The sequence below is a fragment of the Solirubrobacter pauli genome (genome assembly GCF_003633755.1).
GTDB lineage: Bacteria > Actinomycetota > Thermoleophilia > Solirubrobacterales > Solirubrobacteraceae > Solirubrobacter > Solirubrobacter pauli.
This window is the reverse complement of the sequence record NZ_RBIL01000002.1, coordinates 767803-783514: the sequence shown is the minus strand read 5'-3', so window position 1 is coordinate 783514 and position 15712 is coordinate 767803. Positions and strand designations below refer to the sequence as shown.

Below are 15712 nucleotides of genomic sequence, written 5' to 3'. Positions count from 1 at the left end.
GCCTAACGGGCGCGCGCGGTCACCGCCTGCGGCGTCCGCATCAGCGCGAGGCCCGCGAGCACGAGCAGCGCGCCGAAGCCCAGGAACGCGAGGTCCCACCCGAGCGGCGCGCCGATGTCGTCGCGCACGTGGTGGACGCCGAGGATCTGGTGGTCGACCAGGCCCTCGACCAGGTTGAAGGCGCCCCAGCCGACGAGGAGCAGGCCGACGTGCGCGCGCCACGGCGGCGCGATCCTGCCGTCCTGCCAGGCGCGGAACATCAGCCACGACCCGACCGCCACGCAGATCCAGGTGGCGACGTGGAAGACGCCGTCGGCGAGGGTGTTGGCCTCGAGGCCGGCGACGGTCGTCATCGGCTCACCCGCGTCGCTCAGCAGGTGATGCCACTGGAGCAGCTGGTGGAGGACGATCCCGTCCACGAAGCCGCCCAGCCCGATTCCGAGGAGCACGCTCGGCGTCTTGACCATGCGCGGTCGCTACCCCGGCGGCGCCCGGCTGCGGGCGCCGCCGTAAGCGCGATGACTAGCGGGTGAGCGTGCCCGTGGCGGTCTTCGTGACGCCGCCGCCGACGGCGTCGATCGTCACCTTCAACGAGGGGCGGTGCTTGTCGATGGCCTTGGCCGCCTTGGCGGTCAGGCCCAGGTTCACGAGCGCGGCGCCGTCCGCGTTGATCGTCGCCTTCTTGCTGGAGATCGTGCGGGCGATCTTCAGCTTCTTCGCGGTGGCCGCGGAGAGCCGCGCGCGGACCGTGACGGTCGTGCCGGGGTTGCCGGTGACCATCGCGACGCCCTGGTCGAACTTCTTGGCCGACAGCGTGAGCGCGAGCGCGCGCGGCTTGGGCGCGAGCGCCGCGGCGAGCTGCGCGTCGACCGCCGCCTTCTGGCCCTGCAGCGTCGTGAGGCTGGTCTGCAGCGTGGTGATCTGGCTCTGGAGCGGGTCGGTGATCTGCTTCTCGAGCGCGCTGGTGATCTTCGAGGACGCGTCGGCTGCGTAGTACGTGCCCCCGACGGCCGGCGCCTCGCACGCCGCCTCGAACTCGGCCGCCGTGTTCAGCGTCGTGAGGTCCACGCCGGTGACGTTCTTGACGACCGCGATCCACTTCGCGGGCTCGTCGCCGATGCCGACCGCGGTCTTCTGCCACGGGATGTAGTCGTAGAACGGGTCCTCCTGCCAGGCGAGGATGTTCGCCGGGGTGTCCCAGGCGGCCTCCAGGCAGGTGGCGTGCGGCTGCAGCTCGGTCTGCGCCGGGCCGTAGGCGAGCCAGAGCTCGCGGTTGGCCGGCGTGGCCGTCCCCCGCCAGGTGCCCGGGAGGAAGCGGTAGTTGATCATGCCGCGGCCGGCGGGCGCCCCGTTGGTCTCCGACGTCGCGCCGACGGGGTTGGCGATCGTGCCCTCGGTGAAGGCCATGGCGAACCCGTCGTTGCCGACCGCGTAAGTCGTGCGCTGGTTGTCCGTGATGCACGCGTCGTTGGCCACGGCGTCCGTGATGCGGCACGTGTCCCCGGGACGGAGGACGTACTGCTGGCTCGTGTACACGGCCGGGTGCGCGGCGGCGATGGCCGGGACCGCAAGGGCGGTGAGCACGCCGAGCGCGACGGAACGGGACAGCTTCATCGGATGACTCCTGTGTTGGACGTCGAGCGCTCGGCGCGCCCGTTCGACGGGATGAACACGGCCTGGTAGCGGCCGCGCTTCGGCTTCTTGAGGCGCAACGTGAACGTCCCGCCGGCGCGGGTAGTGGTGCGGGCGGAGGGGGTGACCGCGTTCGAGCGCAGCCACTGGATCCGGCCGGGGAGCTTCGGGTTGACGGTGCCGGTCACGACGGCCGACCCGTCCTTGCGGTTGCGGACCTTGATCTTCACCGTGCTGCGGGCCGTGACGGTCAGCTCGGGGGAGCCGATCGTCTCGGCGACGGCGCGCAGGTCGGAGGTCTCGGAGATCGCGATCCGGGCGGAGAACGAGCCGTCGGCCGCGCTCGTGACGCGCGTGACCGTGGCCCGCCGGTTCGCGGTCCGGGTGATCGCCACGGGCACGCCGGCCCGTGCGGGCACGACCTTGCCCGTGACCGTCACGGTCTTGCGGCCCGTGACGCGGCTCGGCGCGATGAGCTGGACGGCGGTGGTGGTCGCGCTCGGCGCCGCGGCGCCGCACGAGCCGACGACGTAGTCGGCCCCGACGGCCGGGTCGGTCGGCAGCGCACCGCCCGGCGCGTGGTCGACCCAGGTCGTCTCGGCGCCGTTGATGCCGTCGTAGGTGATGACGTACGTGCCCGTGAGCGACGCGCCCGCGGCCACGCCGGGGACGTCGATCGTGACCGTGCCGTTGACGCCGCTCTCGACCACCCCGGTCGTCGCGCCCTGGCTGGCGAACCCACCGACCGGCGTGTAGGTGCCGTGGTCGAACGTGGCGGCGCCGTTGACCGGGAGCGTCGCGCGGACGTACCGCGTCTGCCCGGCGACGGTGAACACGAAGGCGTAGCCCGCACCGGGGGTCTCGGCCTCGTCGTGCTCGGCCGCCGGCGTGCCGGCGTAGACGCGGATCACGGCCTGCAGCCGGCCGGCGCCTTCGGTCCACCACGCCGCGAGCACGTCCGTGGGCGGGTGATGCCCGTCGGCCGTGGCGTCGGTGATCTGGGGTGCGTTGTTGCACGGCGGTGGCGGAGCCGCCACGGCCGTGGATGCGGAAAGGGCCACGGACGCCGCCAGCGCTACGGACGCGCCGGCCGCGAGGGCCCCGGAGCGGAACATCGTTGCGACGTCCTCCGGTCAGTATTCGAGATGGGAGATGGGCGTCGACGCGCACGGACGTGCGCGGACGCGGAACGGCGAGCTACGTCAGGCGGCGCAGGCGGCGGGTGGTCCGCGCAGGGACCACGGCGCGCGCTCGACACCGGCGCTGAAGGGCAGCTCGGCGATGCTCGGCCAGCGGCGGGACGCGCTCCGGCGCCGCGGCCGTGGCCGCGACCGGTAGATCGCGAGGATGCGGTCCTCGGCGACGTAGCGGCCGCTGGCGAGCAGGCCGACGATCGCGAGGAACGGCGCCGCGTAGAGCGCCATCTCCATGGCGCTCGCGTTGCCCGCGACCACGTTCGCCACCGACAACGCGGCCATGAAGGCGGCACCGGCGGAGATGAGCACGCGGCGAGAGGACAACATCGACCGCGGCAATCTACAGGCGCGCCCGGCGCACGTGCAACCGAACGGACGTTGAGCGCGCTACACGGAGGCGGTCGCGCCGGTGAACGGGCACACCGCGGCGGCGGCGGGCTCGGCCGCGTCGGCCTCGCCCACGACCGCCGCAAGCGGCACCTGGACGAAGTTCGGCAGCTTGTACTCGTTCTGGTACTCGGTGTGGAACACCGGCGTCAGCGAGGCCGAGATCGGCGGGATCATCCAGGACCACTCGGCGTCGACGGTCCGGCCGCGACGGGCCTCCGCCTCGACCCACTTCTGGAACTTCTCCGTGGCCGTGTAGTGGTCGTCCATCCGCATGCCGGCCTTGTCGTAGGAGTGCAGCACGGCCTGGGTGAGCTCGATGACCGTCTTGTCCTGCCACAGCGAGCGGCGGTCGCTGCGGTCGATCCCGAACGCGTCGGCGATCTCGGGCAGCAGGTTGTACCGGTACTCGTCGCTGAAGTCGCGGGCGCTGATCTCGGGCGCGAGGTACCACCCGGTGAAGGGCGACGTCGGGTACGTGATGCCGCCGATCGTCATCCCCTTGGCCGCGATGCTCGGGAAGCCGTACCACTTGAGCCCGAGGTCGGCGAGGCCCGGAAGCGTCGGATGCTCGATGTCGATCTCCCACAGGATCTCGTCCGGCACCGGGTGCGCGCTCAGCTCGCCGTCCGGCGTCTCGACGATCAGCGGCAGCACGTCGAACGGCGTCCGCTCCTCCGGCTCCCAGCCGAGGCTGAGCGCCAGGTCGGTGAGCTCGGTCGCGCCGCCGTCGCCGAGGACCGTGCCGTCGGCGTTGCGGTAGCCGGCGTACGCGACGATCTGGCCGTTGCGGATGCGCGCGCTGGGCTTGCCGGGCGCGTCCGGCGCGAAGACCGTGATGGTCGGCTTGATCCGGCCGCCGTTGTGGACCACGCGCTGGTGCTCGAAGCACTCGTCGCGCATGCCCTCGGGGGTCGTGACGTCACGGCAGTCGCGGACGGTCAGCGACCGCCAGTAGAGCTTGCCGACGCAGCGGCTGTGGTTGTACCAGGCGAGCTTCGCGCCGACGGTCAGCTCGTCGGTGGCGTGCGTGTAGGTGCCCGTGGCCTGGATCTCCGCCGCGACCTGCGCGACGCGCGCGGCCAGCGCGGCGTCGTCCATGCCCGTGTACGCCTGGTACTGCTCGAAGAACTCGCGGACCTCACGGGGGTCCGGACCGCCGGAGCGCGGGGCTGGTGCGACCGGAGCCACGGGTGCCTCGCTGGCGAGGTTGGCCACCCAAGGGCAGCCGTTGGTGGCGGGGTCCATGTCGATCTCCGGGCGGCGTGTCATGAAGTTTCGGAAGGCGGCGTGAGCTTTGCTGCCTCCCGGTACTCGACCGCGCGCACCCGGACTTGAGCGTCCGGCCGAGATCTCAGCGCAGAGCTGGCGGGATGCCGCGCACGACGTCCACCACGCGCTCGTCGACGCTGCGGTTTCCGAGCTGGTCCGTGGCGATCGTGCGCAGCGTGTACTGACCGCTCATCAAGAGGTACGCGGACACGCTCCACTCGCGGTGCTTGCGGCAGCCGTGCTGAGGGCAGCTCTGGGGCTCGGGGTCGGCCGACTCGTCGACGACGCTCCCCCACTCGGCGACCAGCTCGAAGTCGATCGAGCGGACGCCCGCCCCGGCGTCCTCGGCCTCGGCCTCGAACACGAGCACGCTGTCGTCGTCCTGCTCGAGCGGCGCCGTCGCGCCCGGCGACGCGTGCCGGTCCGGCAGCACGGACGGGCTCGTGCGATCGATCGGGATCGTCCACGTGCGCGACGAGACGTTGCCGACCGCGTCCGTGGCGGTGTAGCGGATCGGCACGAGCCCCTCCGGCAGGCCGGTCGTGTCCGAGTGCACGTAGCCGACCTGCGGGCAGCGGTTGCGGCGGTCGCCCGTGCAGCTGGCGTCGTAGGTGTAGGCGCCGCGCCAGCCCGGGTTGCCCGGCGAGTCGACGACGAGCTTGCGCAGGCCGAGGCCGGTGTCGGTGGCGCGGGCCTGGAAGCCGCGGTCGGACGTCCAGCGCTGGTCCGAGAGGCCGGTGTCCTCGGTCACGGCCGGCGCGTCCACGTCCTCGATCCACACGCTCGCGCTGCCGAGGAAGTTGGTGAACGGCGCGTGCGCGCCGGCGTAGAAGACCGACGTGCCGAAGATCGCCGCGTTGCCGGGCGTGGCCTCCAGGGCGAAGTGCGTCTTGCTCGCGTAGTGCAGCGCGCCGTAGGTCGTGAACGGCGACGTGCCGCAGGCGCCACCCTCGCCGAGGTCGCACCAGCGGCCGGACTCGTAGCGGCCCTGCTGGTAGCTCCAGACGCCCTGGTAGCTGCGGTCGTCGTTGTAGGGCGCCGCCCACGTGCCCGCGGTCTGCGGCTCGTGCTTGACGTAGCCGAAGTCGGCGCGGACGATGCGCGACGTGCCGGGCGCGTTGAAGTACCAGTTCGCGTAGTCGCCCGCCTCGAACACCGTGCTGCCGCGGTTGTACGTGTAGAGGCCGTTCCCGAGGTAGGCGGCGCCGTAGAAGTAGCCGAAGCGCTTGCCCGGGTCGGTCCACATCCAGCCCGACAGGTCGACGGGCACGGCCGCGTTCGCGTACCAGTGCGCCGCGTCCTCGAGGATCGTCGGATCCAGCATCACCGGGTAGCGGACGCGCGTCTCGCGGTGGGCGACGTCGACGACGAGCTCGTCGCCGCTGACGGCCAGCGCGCTCTTGACCTGACGGTCGTCCGCGTCCCACGCGACCGGAGCCGTGATGTGGGCGAGCTTGATGCCGCCCACGCCGACGATCTCCGCGCCGGGAGCGTCGGCGGAGAGCTGGAGGCGCGCGCCCGCGGGCAGGTCCAACCGCCAGCGGAAGCGCTCCGGGCTCGCGGGCGAGCGCAGCTGCGCGCCGAGGTCCACGCCGGTCGGCAGCGGGGTGACGATGTGGTCGGTGTCCGGCGCGGTGTCGGTGAAGAACGCCTTGTCCTGGCGGGCGACACCGGTCGCCTCGGCGACGCCGACCGGCGCGACGGAGACGCCGATGTCGTCGAGCGCGATCCCTTCGTGCGCACGGTCGCCGACTTCGAGCGCGACGATCGGCGCGAGCGGCGCGAAGCCGTCCTCGCCGTCGCGGAGGCTGAGGTCGACCGGCGTCGGCGCCCCGGTCTCCGACAGCGTGCGCAGCGGCAGCTGGCTCTCCAGCAGCAGGTCGGCCTCCCCCGGGCGCGTGATCCGGGCCGCGCGCGCGCCGAGCCACGCGTCCACGCGTTGGCCGGGCTCGAGGTCGAGCGCCTTGTAGCCGCGCCGGCTCAGCTCGGGGAAGTGCCGCTGGGCGAGGCTCACGGCCTGGGAGCGGCTGAGGTCGGTGTACGCGGTGCGCGACGCGCGACGCGCCTCCCCCGTGCTCGGGCGCGGGACGGCGTGCGTGCGCGGAGCCGCGTCCGTACCCGGGCTCGGCGGGACGCGCGTGTCGGGGGCCGCCGCGCGCTCGCCACCACCGGGCGGGGCCGCGTGCGCGGGCGCACCGAGCAGCATCCCCGCGGTGAGGGTCACAGCCACGATCGAACGCCACGGGGTTCCGCGCATCGCGCGCAATCAACTAGTTGCCGGATCTACGGGCAATCGAACATCCGCTGACGGGGGTGTCGGATCAAATACCTGATAGCCGGTCGGATTTTGCTACCACTGTTGGCAGAATCAACGTTCCTGCAGGGGGGACTTGTCCATGAGACGCATCGCTCGCGTGCCGTTCGGCGCGCAGATCCTGGCGGGCCTGGTGCTCGGCCTGCTGCTGGGCTACGTGGCCCGGGAGGCCGAGGTGGGCTGGCTCGCCGACACGCTCGAGGAGGTCGGCGACCTCTTCGTGCAGCTGCTGTTCCTCGCCGTGCCGCCGCTCGTGTTCACGGCGGTCGTGGTGAGCCTCGCCAACCTGAGTGGCCTGACCAACGCGGCGCGGCTGGCGGGCCGCACGCTGCTGTGGTTCATGGCGACCTCGCTGATCGCGGTGACGATCGGCATCGTGCTCGGCCTGATCACCGACCCGGGCGCCGGAGCGAACATCGACCTCGGCGCGGCCAAGCCGCCGGAGACGCAGGGCGGCTGGACCGACTTCCTCACCGGCATCGTGCCCGAGGACCCGATCACGCCGTTCGTCGAGATCAACGTGCTGCAGATCGTGTTCCTCGCCGTCGCCGCGGCCGCCGCCGCGTTGGCCGTCGGCAAGCCGGCCGCGGGCTTCATCGAGCTCAACCGCGCCGTGCTGGCCCTCGTCCAGAAGGCGCTGTGGTGGGTCATCCGCCTCGCGCCGATCGGCACGCTCGGCCTGATCGGCAACGCGGTCGCCCAGTACGGCTGGGACCTGCTGTCGCCGCTGGCGACGTTCGCCGTCGACGTCTACGTCGGCTGCGCGCTGGTGATGTTCGGCGTCTACCCACTGCTGCTCGTGCTCGCGGGCCGCGGCCTGAACCCGCTGCGGTTCTTCAAGGGCGCCTGGCCGGCGATCGAGCTCGCGTTCGTCTCGCGCTCGTCCGTCGGCACCATGCCGGTGACGCAGCGCGTCGTGACCGAGCGCCTCGGCGTCCCGGCCGACTACGCGTCGTTCGCCGTGCCCTTCGGCGCGACCACCAAGATGGACGGCTGCGCGGCCGTCTACCCCGCGCTCGCCGCGATCTTCGTCGCCCAGGTGTTCGGCCTCTCGCTCGGCGTCGAGGACTACCTGCTGATCGCGTTCGTGTCCGTCGTCGGCTCGGCGGCCACGGCCGGCCTGACCGGCGCGACCGTGATGCTCACGCTGGTCCTCTCGACGCTCGGCCTGCCGCTCGAGGGCGTCGGCCTGCTGCTCGCGATCGACCCGATCCTCGACATGATGCGCACGGCCACCAACGTCACCGGCCAGGCGCTCGTGCCGGTGCTCGTCGCGCGCCGCGAGGGTCTCCTCGACGAGACCGTGTACAACGGCCCGGCCCGTGGTCTGGAGGCCGAGCCGGCGTTCGCGCCGACCGGCCGCTTCGGCGCCCCCCGGCCGCGAGGAGCCCGCGCCCGCGCTCCGCTGAGTGCGCTCAGCCGTCGTGGTCGCGCAACGCGGCCACGGCGGCCAGCATCAGCACGCCGCCGGCGATCGTGCCGGCGGTCAGGTGCTCGCCGAAGAAGACCACGGCGAGCAGCGCCGCGACCAGCGGCTCGAGCAGGATCAGGATCGTGATGTGCGTCGACGGGAGCGTGCGGGCGGAGCTGTAGTACAGCCCGTAGGCGACGCACGAGACGATCACGCCCAGGTGCAGGATGCCGGCCCAGCCCGCGACCGTGCCCGGGACGCCCGGCCCGCCGTCCGCGAAGGTGAACGGCAGGATGGCGAGCGCGCCGCCGAGGCTCGCGATCGCGGTCAGGTTGAGCGTGCTCATGCCCCGGCTGACCGGACCGACCGAGAGCGCGTACGCCGCGTAGGTGACCGCCGACAGCACGGACAGGACGATCCCGAGCGCCGTGACCGTGTGCGGGCTGTCGAGCATCAGCAGCACCAGCCCGCCGAGCGCCACCGCGAGCGCGATCAGCGTGCGCGCGTCCGGCCGGTCGCCGAACAGCACGGTCTGGCCGACCGCCGTCAGGATCGGCCCCAGGCCGCAGGCGATCAGCGTCGGGATCGCGATGCCGGACTCGACGACCGCGGCGAAGTACGCCAGCTGCGACATGCCGGTGACCGCCCCGACGGCGAGCGCCCCGAGCACGAGCCCGCGTGTCGGCCGCGCGGCCGCACGGCCGACCACGAGCGCGATCGCGGACAGCGGGACCACCGCCACGAGCAACCGCCACAGCGACGTCTGGATCGGGCTCAGCGACGTGTGGTCGGTGACGAACGCGGCCGCCGGCCCGATCGTGCCCCACAGCAGCGCGGCGAGCGCCATCTCGCGGTAGGCCCGTTGGCGGCTCGGGCCGGTGCGTGTCAGGACGGCGGTCATCGATTCGCGCGCCCGCGCAGGAACGGGCGCGCGAACAGGCTACTGGCGGCTGCTGGTCGTCTCGCGCTCGGGCGCGCCACCATGGCCGTTGGTGGAGTCGACCGCGTCGTGCTCGGACGTGAGCTGCTTGTCGAGGCCCTCCACGAGGTGCCCCTCGAGCGAGACGTTCGGGAGGATCCGGTCGAGCCAGCCCGGCAGCCACCAGGCCTTGTCGCCGAGCAGCGTGACCACCGCCGGGGCGATGACCAGGCGCACGAACAGCACGTCGATCAGGATCGCCAGGCCGAGGCCGAGGCCCATCATCTTGCCGACCACGTCCGGCTGGGTGACGAAGGCCAGGAACACGGCGGCCATGATCAGGCCGGCGAACAGGATGACCTTGCCGATCCGCGACATGCCGTGGATGACGGACTCACGCGGACGGTCGCCCTCGTTGTACGCCTCGTGCACGCGCGAGAGCAGGAAGACGTTGTAGTCCATGCTCAAGCCGAACAGGATCGCGAACAGCATGACCGGGATGAACGAGACGATGGGCACATCCGAGTCCGAGCCCACGAGGCTCGCCCCGATCCCCATCTGGAAGACGGCGACGACCACGCCGTAGGCCGCCAGGACGCTCAACAGGTTGAAGAGCGCGCTGACCAGCGGGATCCACAGCGACCGGAAGGCCATGATCAGCAGCAGCACCGACAGCCCGATCACCGTGAGGATGAACACCGGCAGGCGCGAGGCGACCTTGGCCGAGAGGTCCTCGAACACCGGCACGGCGCCGCCGATGAACACCTTGCCCGCGAGCGGCGTCCCCTGCGTCGCGGCCGGGATCGTGTCCTCGCGCAGCCGCTCGAGCAGCTGGCTGGTGGCTTCGTCCTGCGGAGCGGACTTCGGGATGGCGAAGATCGTCGCCATCTCCCCGTCCTCGCTCGGCGTGGGCGGTGCGGCCTGGGCGACGCCCGCCGTGCCGGCGATCGCCTTCTGCAGCTTGTCGAGGTCGGCCTGGACCGCCTGCGCCCCACCCTGGGTGTCGGCCGCGATGATGAAGGTGCCGTTCGAGCCCGGGCCGAAGGCCGCGCTCAGCCGGTCGTAGGCGACGCGCTGGAGCTTGCCCTCGGGCTGGTTGCCGTCGTCGGGCTGCCCGAGCCGCAGCTGCGTGACCGGCGCCGCGAAGATCAGCATGATCAGGACGCCCGCGCCGATCGACAGCCACGGCCGCGCCGTGACCCGCTCGCCCCAGCGCTCGAACGCCGCGGACGGCTTGACCGACTCCGGGTTCTTGGGCGTCAGCCACTTCTTGAACGCGCCGATCAGGGCCATCAGGACCGTCAGCGCCGACAGCACCACGCCGCCGACGGCGATCGCCGCGCCCACGCCGAGCTTGCCGATGAACGGGATGCCGATGACGAGCAGGCCGGCGATGGCGAGCATCACGATCAGGCCGGCGGCCACCACGGACGCGCCGGAGGTCGCCGCGGACTTGGCCGCGGCGTCGCGCGGCGAATCGCCCTTGGCCACCTGCTCGCGATAGCGCCCGACGATCAGCAGCGCGTAGTCGATGCCCGCGCCGAGGCCGAGCATCGTGGCGATGAACGCCGCGAACGACGGCAGGCCGAGCGGCTTGGACAGCGCCGCCAGCAACATCTGCCCGAGGAACACGCCGAGCAGCGCGCCCAGCAGCGTCACGAGCATCGCGACCTTGGAGCGGAACAGGACCCAGAGCAGGATGATCGCGATGCCGATGCCGACGAGCTCGCCGACCGGCAGCTCCTGCTCGGAGCCGATGTCGATCATCGCGCCGCGCGCGGAGACCTCGACCCCGGCCTTCCCGTCCTGCGCCTCGACCGCCTCGACCACCGGCCGGCCGTCCTCGGCCTTGACCAGGCTCGGATCCATCGTCCAGCGCACGTCCGCGGCGGCGAGCTTGCCGTCCGGCGAGATCGTGCCGCCCTCGGCGAACGGATCGGAGATGATCTTCTTCTCCGGCAGCGCCTTGATCTTCGCGAGGGTCTCCTGGACCGCGGCCTTCTGCTCCGGGTCGGTGATCTTGCCTTCGTCGGTGTGGAAGACGATCGTCGCCTCCACACCCGCCAGCGCCGGCGTGTGCTCCTGGAACAGGTCGATCGCCTTCTGGCTCTCGGTGCCGGGCGTGGAGAAGTCGTCGACGGCTTCACCGCCCACCTGCGAGACCGCGCCGAGCGCGATCAGGACGACGAACGCGCCCACGAGGCCGCGTATCCAGTGATGGGACAGACTGCGCGCGATCCGCGCGAGGAGCAATGACACAAACGCCTCCGAGAGCAACCGGGGAGTGGGGAGACGCCACAGCCTAACCGTCAAGCCCGACTGACGACGTCTCGCCGGACGCGGGCGTCTCGAATCCCCTCCACGAGCGCGCACGTCCCCGCAAGATGCGATGATTGGACGCGATGAGCTCCGCCCCCGAAGCGGCCAGCTACCGCGCGCCGCGGTTCGAGGTCAAGGTCGAGGACGAAGACGGTGCCGTGCTGCTCCGCCTCCACGGGGAGCTGGATCTCGTGAGCGAGCCGGTGCTCGCCGTCGAGCTGGCCAAGGCCCAGGGTCGCCCGCTGCGGATCGACCTGTCGGAGCTGGGGTTCATGGACTCGACCGGTCTGCGCGCGCTGCTGACCGCGATGCGCGAGCAGACCGACCTGAAGCTGCGTGGCCCGCTGCGGCCGTCCGTTCAGCGGCTGCTCGAGCTCACGCAGACGAACACGATCCTCCCGTTCGAGTAGCTACAGCTCCTCGACGAGCGCGGGCCGCTCGGCGATCAGCAGCTTCACGCCCGCCCGACGGTACTCATCGGCGGTGATCGGGTCCACGCCGTCGTCGGTGATCAGCAGGTCCAGCGCCGTGGCGGGCCGGATCGACAGCAGCGAAGCGCGCCCGAACTTCGACGAGTCCAGCAGGCCGACCGTCTTCGCGGCGGCCGCGGCCGCCGCGTTGAGCGTGTCCGCCAGCGCGCTGCGCGACGTCGTCAGCCCGTGCTCGAGCGTCACCCCCGCGGCGGAGATGAACGCCACCGCGATGTTGAGCTCCTCGAGGAAGTCCACCGTCCAGCGCCCGGTCAGGACGCGCATGTGCTGGTTGAGCTCACCCGGCGGCACGATCACGTGGATCGAGTCGGCCGTGAGGCCGAGCGCGATCGCGGGCGAGTTCGTCACCAGCGTCAGCTCGGTCGGCGGGCGCAGCTCGAGCACGTGCGCGAGCGCGAGCCCCGTCGAGGACGCGTCGACGAAGATCGTCGAGCCGTCCTCCACGAGCTCCCGGGCACGCAGCGCGATCGCGTCCTTCTCCCGCCCGGCCTCGCGCACACGCGCGTTCCAGGCGGTCTCGATCTGCCGCGGACGGGTCTCGGGGACCGAGCGCGCGCCCCCACGCACGCGCTCGATCAACCCTTCCCCCGAGAGCAGCTCGAGATCACGGTGGACGGTGACCGGCGACACCGCATGCTCGGACGCCAGCTCCGCGAGCGACGCCCCGCCATCACGCGAGACGCGCTCGAGGATCTTCGCTCGCCTCAGGACAGGAGGGAGCGGGCCTTCGGTCATCGTCTCGCGATCGCCTGCTCGGACTCGGCATCGAACAGGTGGACGCGCTCCATGTCCACCGCTGCGCGGACCTGCTCGCCGATCTCGTACCTGGCCGTCGGCGGCGCCTTGATGATGACCCGCTCGCCGCCGACCTCGACGTCGACCAGCGTGCGGTCACCCAGCGGCTCGACCGCGTAGACCTTGCCGGCGAGCGTCACCGCCTCGTCGCGCACGTCGAGCGACAGGTCCTCGGGCCGGACGCCGAACAGCGCCTTGTGATCGCCTTCGACGCCGAAGCCGGGGTTCGGCAGCGCCCAACCCTCGCCCTCGATCTTCCCGTTGGCGGTGCAGTGCAGCAGGTTCATCCGCGGCGAGCCCACGAACGACGCCACCCAGCGGTTCGCCGGCCGGTCGTAGATCTCGACCGGCTTGCCCACCTGCTGGACCGTGCCCTCCCGCAGCACCGCGACCTGGTCGGCCATCGACATGGCCTCCACCTGGTCGTTGGTGACGTACAGGAACGTGCTGCCCAGCGAGCGATGGATGCGGGTGAGCTCCGTGCGCATCTCGACCCGCAGCTTCAGGTCGAGGTTCGTCAGCGGCTCGTCCATCAGGAACGCGCGCGGGTCGCGCACGAGCGCGCGCCCGAGGGCGATGCGCTGCATCTGGCCACCGGACATCTGCGCCGGGTAGCGGTTCAGCAGCTCCTCGATGTGCAGGAGCTCGGAGACGCGCTTGAGCTGCGCGTCGATCTCGCTCTTGGGCAGCTTGCGCGCCCGCAGCGGCGACGTGATGTTCTCGGCCGCCGTCTGCTTCGGGTAGAGCGCGTAGCTCTGGAACACCATCGCGAGGTCGCGCTCGGCCGGGCTGGCCGTCGTCGCGTCGATCCCGTTCAGGAGCACCTTGCCGGTGTCCGGCTTCTCGAGCCCGGCGATCACCCGCAGGGTCGTCGTCTTGCCCGCGCCCGACGGGCCGAGCAGCACGAAGAACGACCCCTCGGGGATGTCCAGCTCGAGGCCCTTGAGCGCGTCGACGTCGCCGAAGGACTTGGAGACGCCTTCCGCCTGGATTGCGCTGGTCACGGCGCGCTCACCACCTTCTCGCTCGTCGGGTCGTACGCGGGCGGCGCGGCACCCACGTGGCGCACGGCCACGACCTGCTCCTCTTCGAACCGCGCCGTCGCCGGCATCCGCACGTGGAAGAGCCCGGCCTCGCAATCGACGACGTAGATCGTCTCGTCGCCCAGCGCCTCCTTCGACACCACGCGACCGCGAACGCCCTCGCCGCCATCGCTGACCGTCAGGCCCTCCGGACGCACGCCCGCGATGACCTTCTGACCGCGGGTGAGCCCCTCGGGCGCCTTGATCTTCAGGTCGCCGGCGGCCGTGAGGTGACCGTTGGTGACCTCGGCGTCGATCAGGTTCATCGGCGGCGAGCCGATGAACCGCGCCGCGAACAGCGACGCCGGCCGGTTGTAGACCTCCATCGGCGCGCCGAGCTGCTCGAGGTTGCCCTTGTTCATGATCGCGATCCGGTCGCCGAGCGCCATCGCCTCGGTCTGATCGTGCGTCACGTAGACCATCGTCGCCCCCAGCCGCTGCTGGAGGTGCTTGACCTCGGCGCGCATGTCGGCGCGCAGCTCGGCGTCCAGGTTCGTCAGCGGCTCGTCCATCAGGAACGCCTTCGGGTGGCGCACCATCGCGCGGCCCAGGGCCACGCGCTGCTGCTCGCCGCCGGAGAGCTTGCTCGGGCGGCGCGTCAGGTACGGCTCGAGCTGGAGCATCCGCGCCGCCTCGGCGACGCGCTCCTCGACCTCGGACTCGGGCCGGTTGGCCGCCCGCAGCGGGAAGGCCATGTTCTCCTTGACGCTCAGGTGCGGGTACAGCGCGTAGAACTGGAAGACCATCGCGATGTCGCGCTGCGACGGGCGCAGGCCGGAGACGACCTCGTCGCCGATCCGGATCTCACCCGAGGTCTCCTCCTCGAGACCCGCGATGCAGCGCAGCGTGGTCGTCTTGCCGCAGCCCGAGGGGCCGAGCATGACGAACAGCTCGCCGTCCTTGATCTCGAGGTTGAGCTCCTCGACCGCGACGGTCCCGTCGGGGAACGCCTTGTGGAGCTTCTTGACGAGAACTTCAGCCATTACCTACGCACCGCCCCGAGGGTCACGCCCGCGACCAGGTGCTTGCGCACGAGGAACGCGAACACCAGCACCGGGACCGCGAACGTCATCGCGGATGCGGCGACGAGGCCCCAGTCGATCGTCGTGCCGCCGATCAGGCCCGCGATCGCGGACGGCGCCGTGCGCGTCTCCGGATCGGTGATCAGGAAGATCGAGAACACGAACTCGTTCCAGCTGAAGATCAGCGCGAACACGGCCGTGGCGGCGATGCCCGGGATCAACAGCGGCATCGTCACGCGCCAGAAGGACTCGAAGCGCGAGTAGCCGTCGAGCATCGAGGCTTCCTCGTACTCGGCCGGGACCTCGTCGATGAAGCCCTTCATCATCCAGATCGTGAACGGCAGGTTGAACGCCGAGTAGACCAGGATCAGGCCGAGCCGCGTGTCCAGCAGGCTCAGGTCGCGGAACATCAGGAAGACGGGGATCACGACCACGACGGGCGGCATGAAGCGCGTCGAGAGGATGAAGAACAGCTGGTCCTTCTTCGCCTTCAGCGTGAAGCGCGAGTACGCCCACGCCGCCGGCACGCCCAGCACGGTGGCGATCACCGTCGAGGACCCCGCCACGATCACCGAGTTCAAGAAGCCCTTGAGCACGGGTGAGTCGGCGCCGAAGACGTTCTTGAAGTGGTCCAGCGTCGGGCTGAAGGAGAACACCTTGGCCGGGACGGCGTAGATGTCCTTCGTCTCCTTGAGCGCCGTCTCGAGCATCCAGATGACCGGGAACAGCATCACGATCATGAACAGCGCGAGCAGGACGATCTCGATGCCGGAGCCGAACTTGCGCTCGCCACTGCGGACGGGCGGAGCCTCGGTCTCGCCGGCGATGCCCTTGTCGGCCAGGCCTTCAGGTTGGATGTGGGTCGCCATCGC

General features: G+C 71.3%; 13 protein-coding genes and 1 pseudogene. 2 read left to right on the top strand and 12 right to left on the bottom strand.

Features of this window, described 5'->3' with window-relative positions:
* Nucleotides 1–2 precede the first annotated feature (2 nt).
* From C8N24_RS23515 to C8N24_RS23490, 6 genes are all read right to left on the bottom strand, one after another.
* Nucleotides 3–467, bottom strand: coding sequence for a DUF2243 domain-containing protein (locus C8N24_RS23515; protein ID WP_121254726.1), 465 nt, complete (start codon nt 465–467; stop codon nt 3–5).
* 55 nt (nt 468–522) lie between these two features.
* Entirely contained in the window at nt 523–1614 is a 1092-nt protein-coding gene (locus C8N24_RS23510) for a hypothetical protein (RefSeq protein WP_121254724.1), read from the bottom strand.
* Nucleotides 1611–2747 carry a hypothetical protein gene (locus C8N24_RS23505; protein ID WP_121254722.1) on the bottom strand — a complete coding sequence of 379 codons (1137 nt, stop codon included), beginning with the start codon at nt 2745–2747 and terminating at the stop codon, nt 1611–1613. Before C8N24_RS23505 ends, C8N24_RS23510 begins: the two co-directional genes overlap by 4 nt.
* Before the next feature lie 87 nt (nt 2748–2834).
* A complete protein-coding gene (locus tag C8N24_RS23500; protein ID WP_147447950.1) occupies nt 2835–3155 on the bottom strand; it encodes a hypothetical protein in 321 nt (106 codons plus the stop codon).
* 60 nt (nt 3156–3215) lie between these two features.
* Nucleotides 3216–4487, bottom strand: a complete 1272-nt coding sequence (locus C8N24_RS23495; RefSeq protein WP_121254717.1) for a nitric oxide synthase oxygenase — start codon at nt 4485–4487, stop codon at nt 3216–3218.
* 82 nt (nt 4488–4569) lie between these two features.
* Entirely contained in the window at nt 4570–6711 is a 2142-nt protein-coding gene (locus C8N24_RS23490; RefSeq protein ID WP_121254715.1) for a hypothetical protein, read from the bottom strand.
* A 172-nt stretch (nt 6712–6883) separates the two neighbouring features.
* On the opposite strand from C8N24_RS23490, the pseudogene C8N24_RS35110 reads away from it, so the two are divergent.
* A pseudogene (locus tag C8N24_RS35110) lies at nt 6884–8210 on the top strand (dicarboxylate/amino acid:cation symporter).
* 6 nt (nt 8211–8216) lie between these two features.
* On the opposite strand, the gene C8N24_RS23480 reads toward C8N24_RS35110, so the two are convergent.
* Together C8N24_RS23480 and C8N24_RS23475 are read right to left on the bottom strand one after the other, a co-directional pair.
* On the bottom strand, nt 8217–9113 hold the full coding sequence (locus C8N24_RS23480) for a DMT family transporter (protein WP_121254713.1): 897 nt from the start codon (nt 9111–9113) through the stop codon (nt 8217–8219).
* Between the two features lie 39 nt (nt 9114–9152).
* On the bottom strand, nt 9153–11390 hold the full coding sequence (locus tag C8N24_RS23475; protein WP_121254711.1) for an MMPL family transporter: 2238 nt from the start codon (nt 11388–11390) through the stop codon (nt 9153–9155).
* Nucleotides 11391–11533: 143 nt separating this feature from the next.
* On the opposite strand from C8N24_RS23475, the gene C8N24_RS23470 reads away from it, so the two are divergent.
* A complete protein-coding gene (locus C8N24_RS23470; RefSeq protein ID WP_147447949.1) occupies nt 11534–11860 on the top strand; it encodes an STAS domain-containing protein in 327 nt (108 codons plus the stop codon).
* On the opposite strand, the gene C8N24_RS23465 is transcribed toward C8N24_RS23470, so the two are convergent.
* The 4 genes from C8N24_RS23465 to C8N24_RS23450 are packed head-to-tail and all read right to left on the bottom strand — an operon-like array spanning nt 11861 to nt 15709.
* Nucleotides 11861–12676, bottom strand: a complete 816-nt coding sequence (locus C8N24_RS23465; protein WP_121254707.1) for a DeoR/GlpR family DNA-binding transcription regulator — start codon at nt 12674–12676, stop codon at nt 11861–11863. It abuts the gene before it with no gap.
* Nucleotides 12673–13740: an ABC transporter ATP-binding protein gene (locus C8N24_RS23460; protein WP_211340122.1), complete on the bottom strand. Its 1068-nt coding sequence runs from the start codon at nt 13738–13740 to the stop codon at nt 12673–12675. The genes C8N24_RS23465 and C8N24_RS23460 overlap by 4 nt, the downstream gene beginning before the upstream one ends.
* The gene (locus tag C8N24_RS23455; protein ID WP_121254705.1) at nt 13737–14801 is read right to left on the bottom strand and encodes an ABC transporter ATP-binding protein; all 1065 of its coding nucleotides are present in this window, start codon (nt 14799–14801) and stop codon (nt 13737–13739) included. The genes C8N24_RS23460 and C8N24_RS23455 overlap by 4 nt, the downstream gene beginning before the upstream one ends.
* The gene (locus tag C8N24_RS23450) at nt 14801–15709 is read right to left on the bottom strand and encodes a carbohydrate ABC transporter permease (protein WP_121254703.1); all 909 of its coding nucleotides are present in this window, start codon (nt 15707–15709) and stop codon (nt 14801–14803) included. The genes C8N24_RS23455 and C8N24_RS23450 overlap by 1 nt, the downstream gene beginning before the upstream one ends.
* Between the last annotated feature and the right edge of the window lie 3 nt (nt 15710–15712).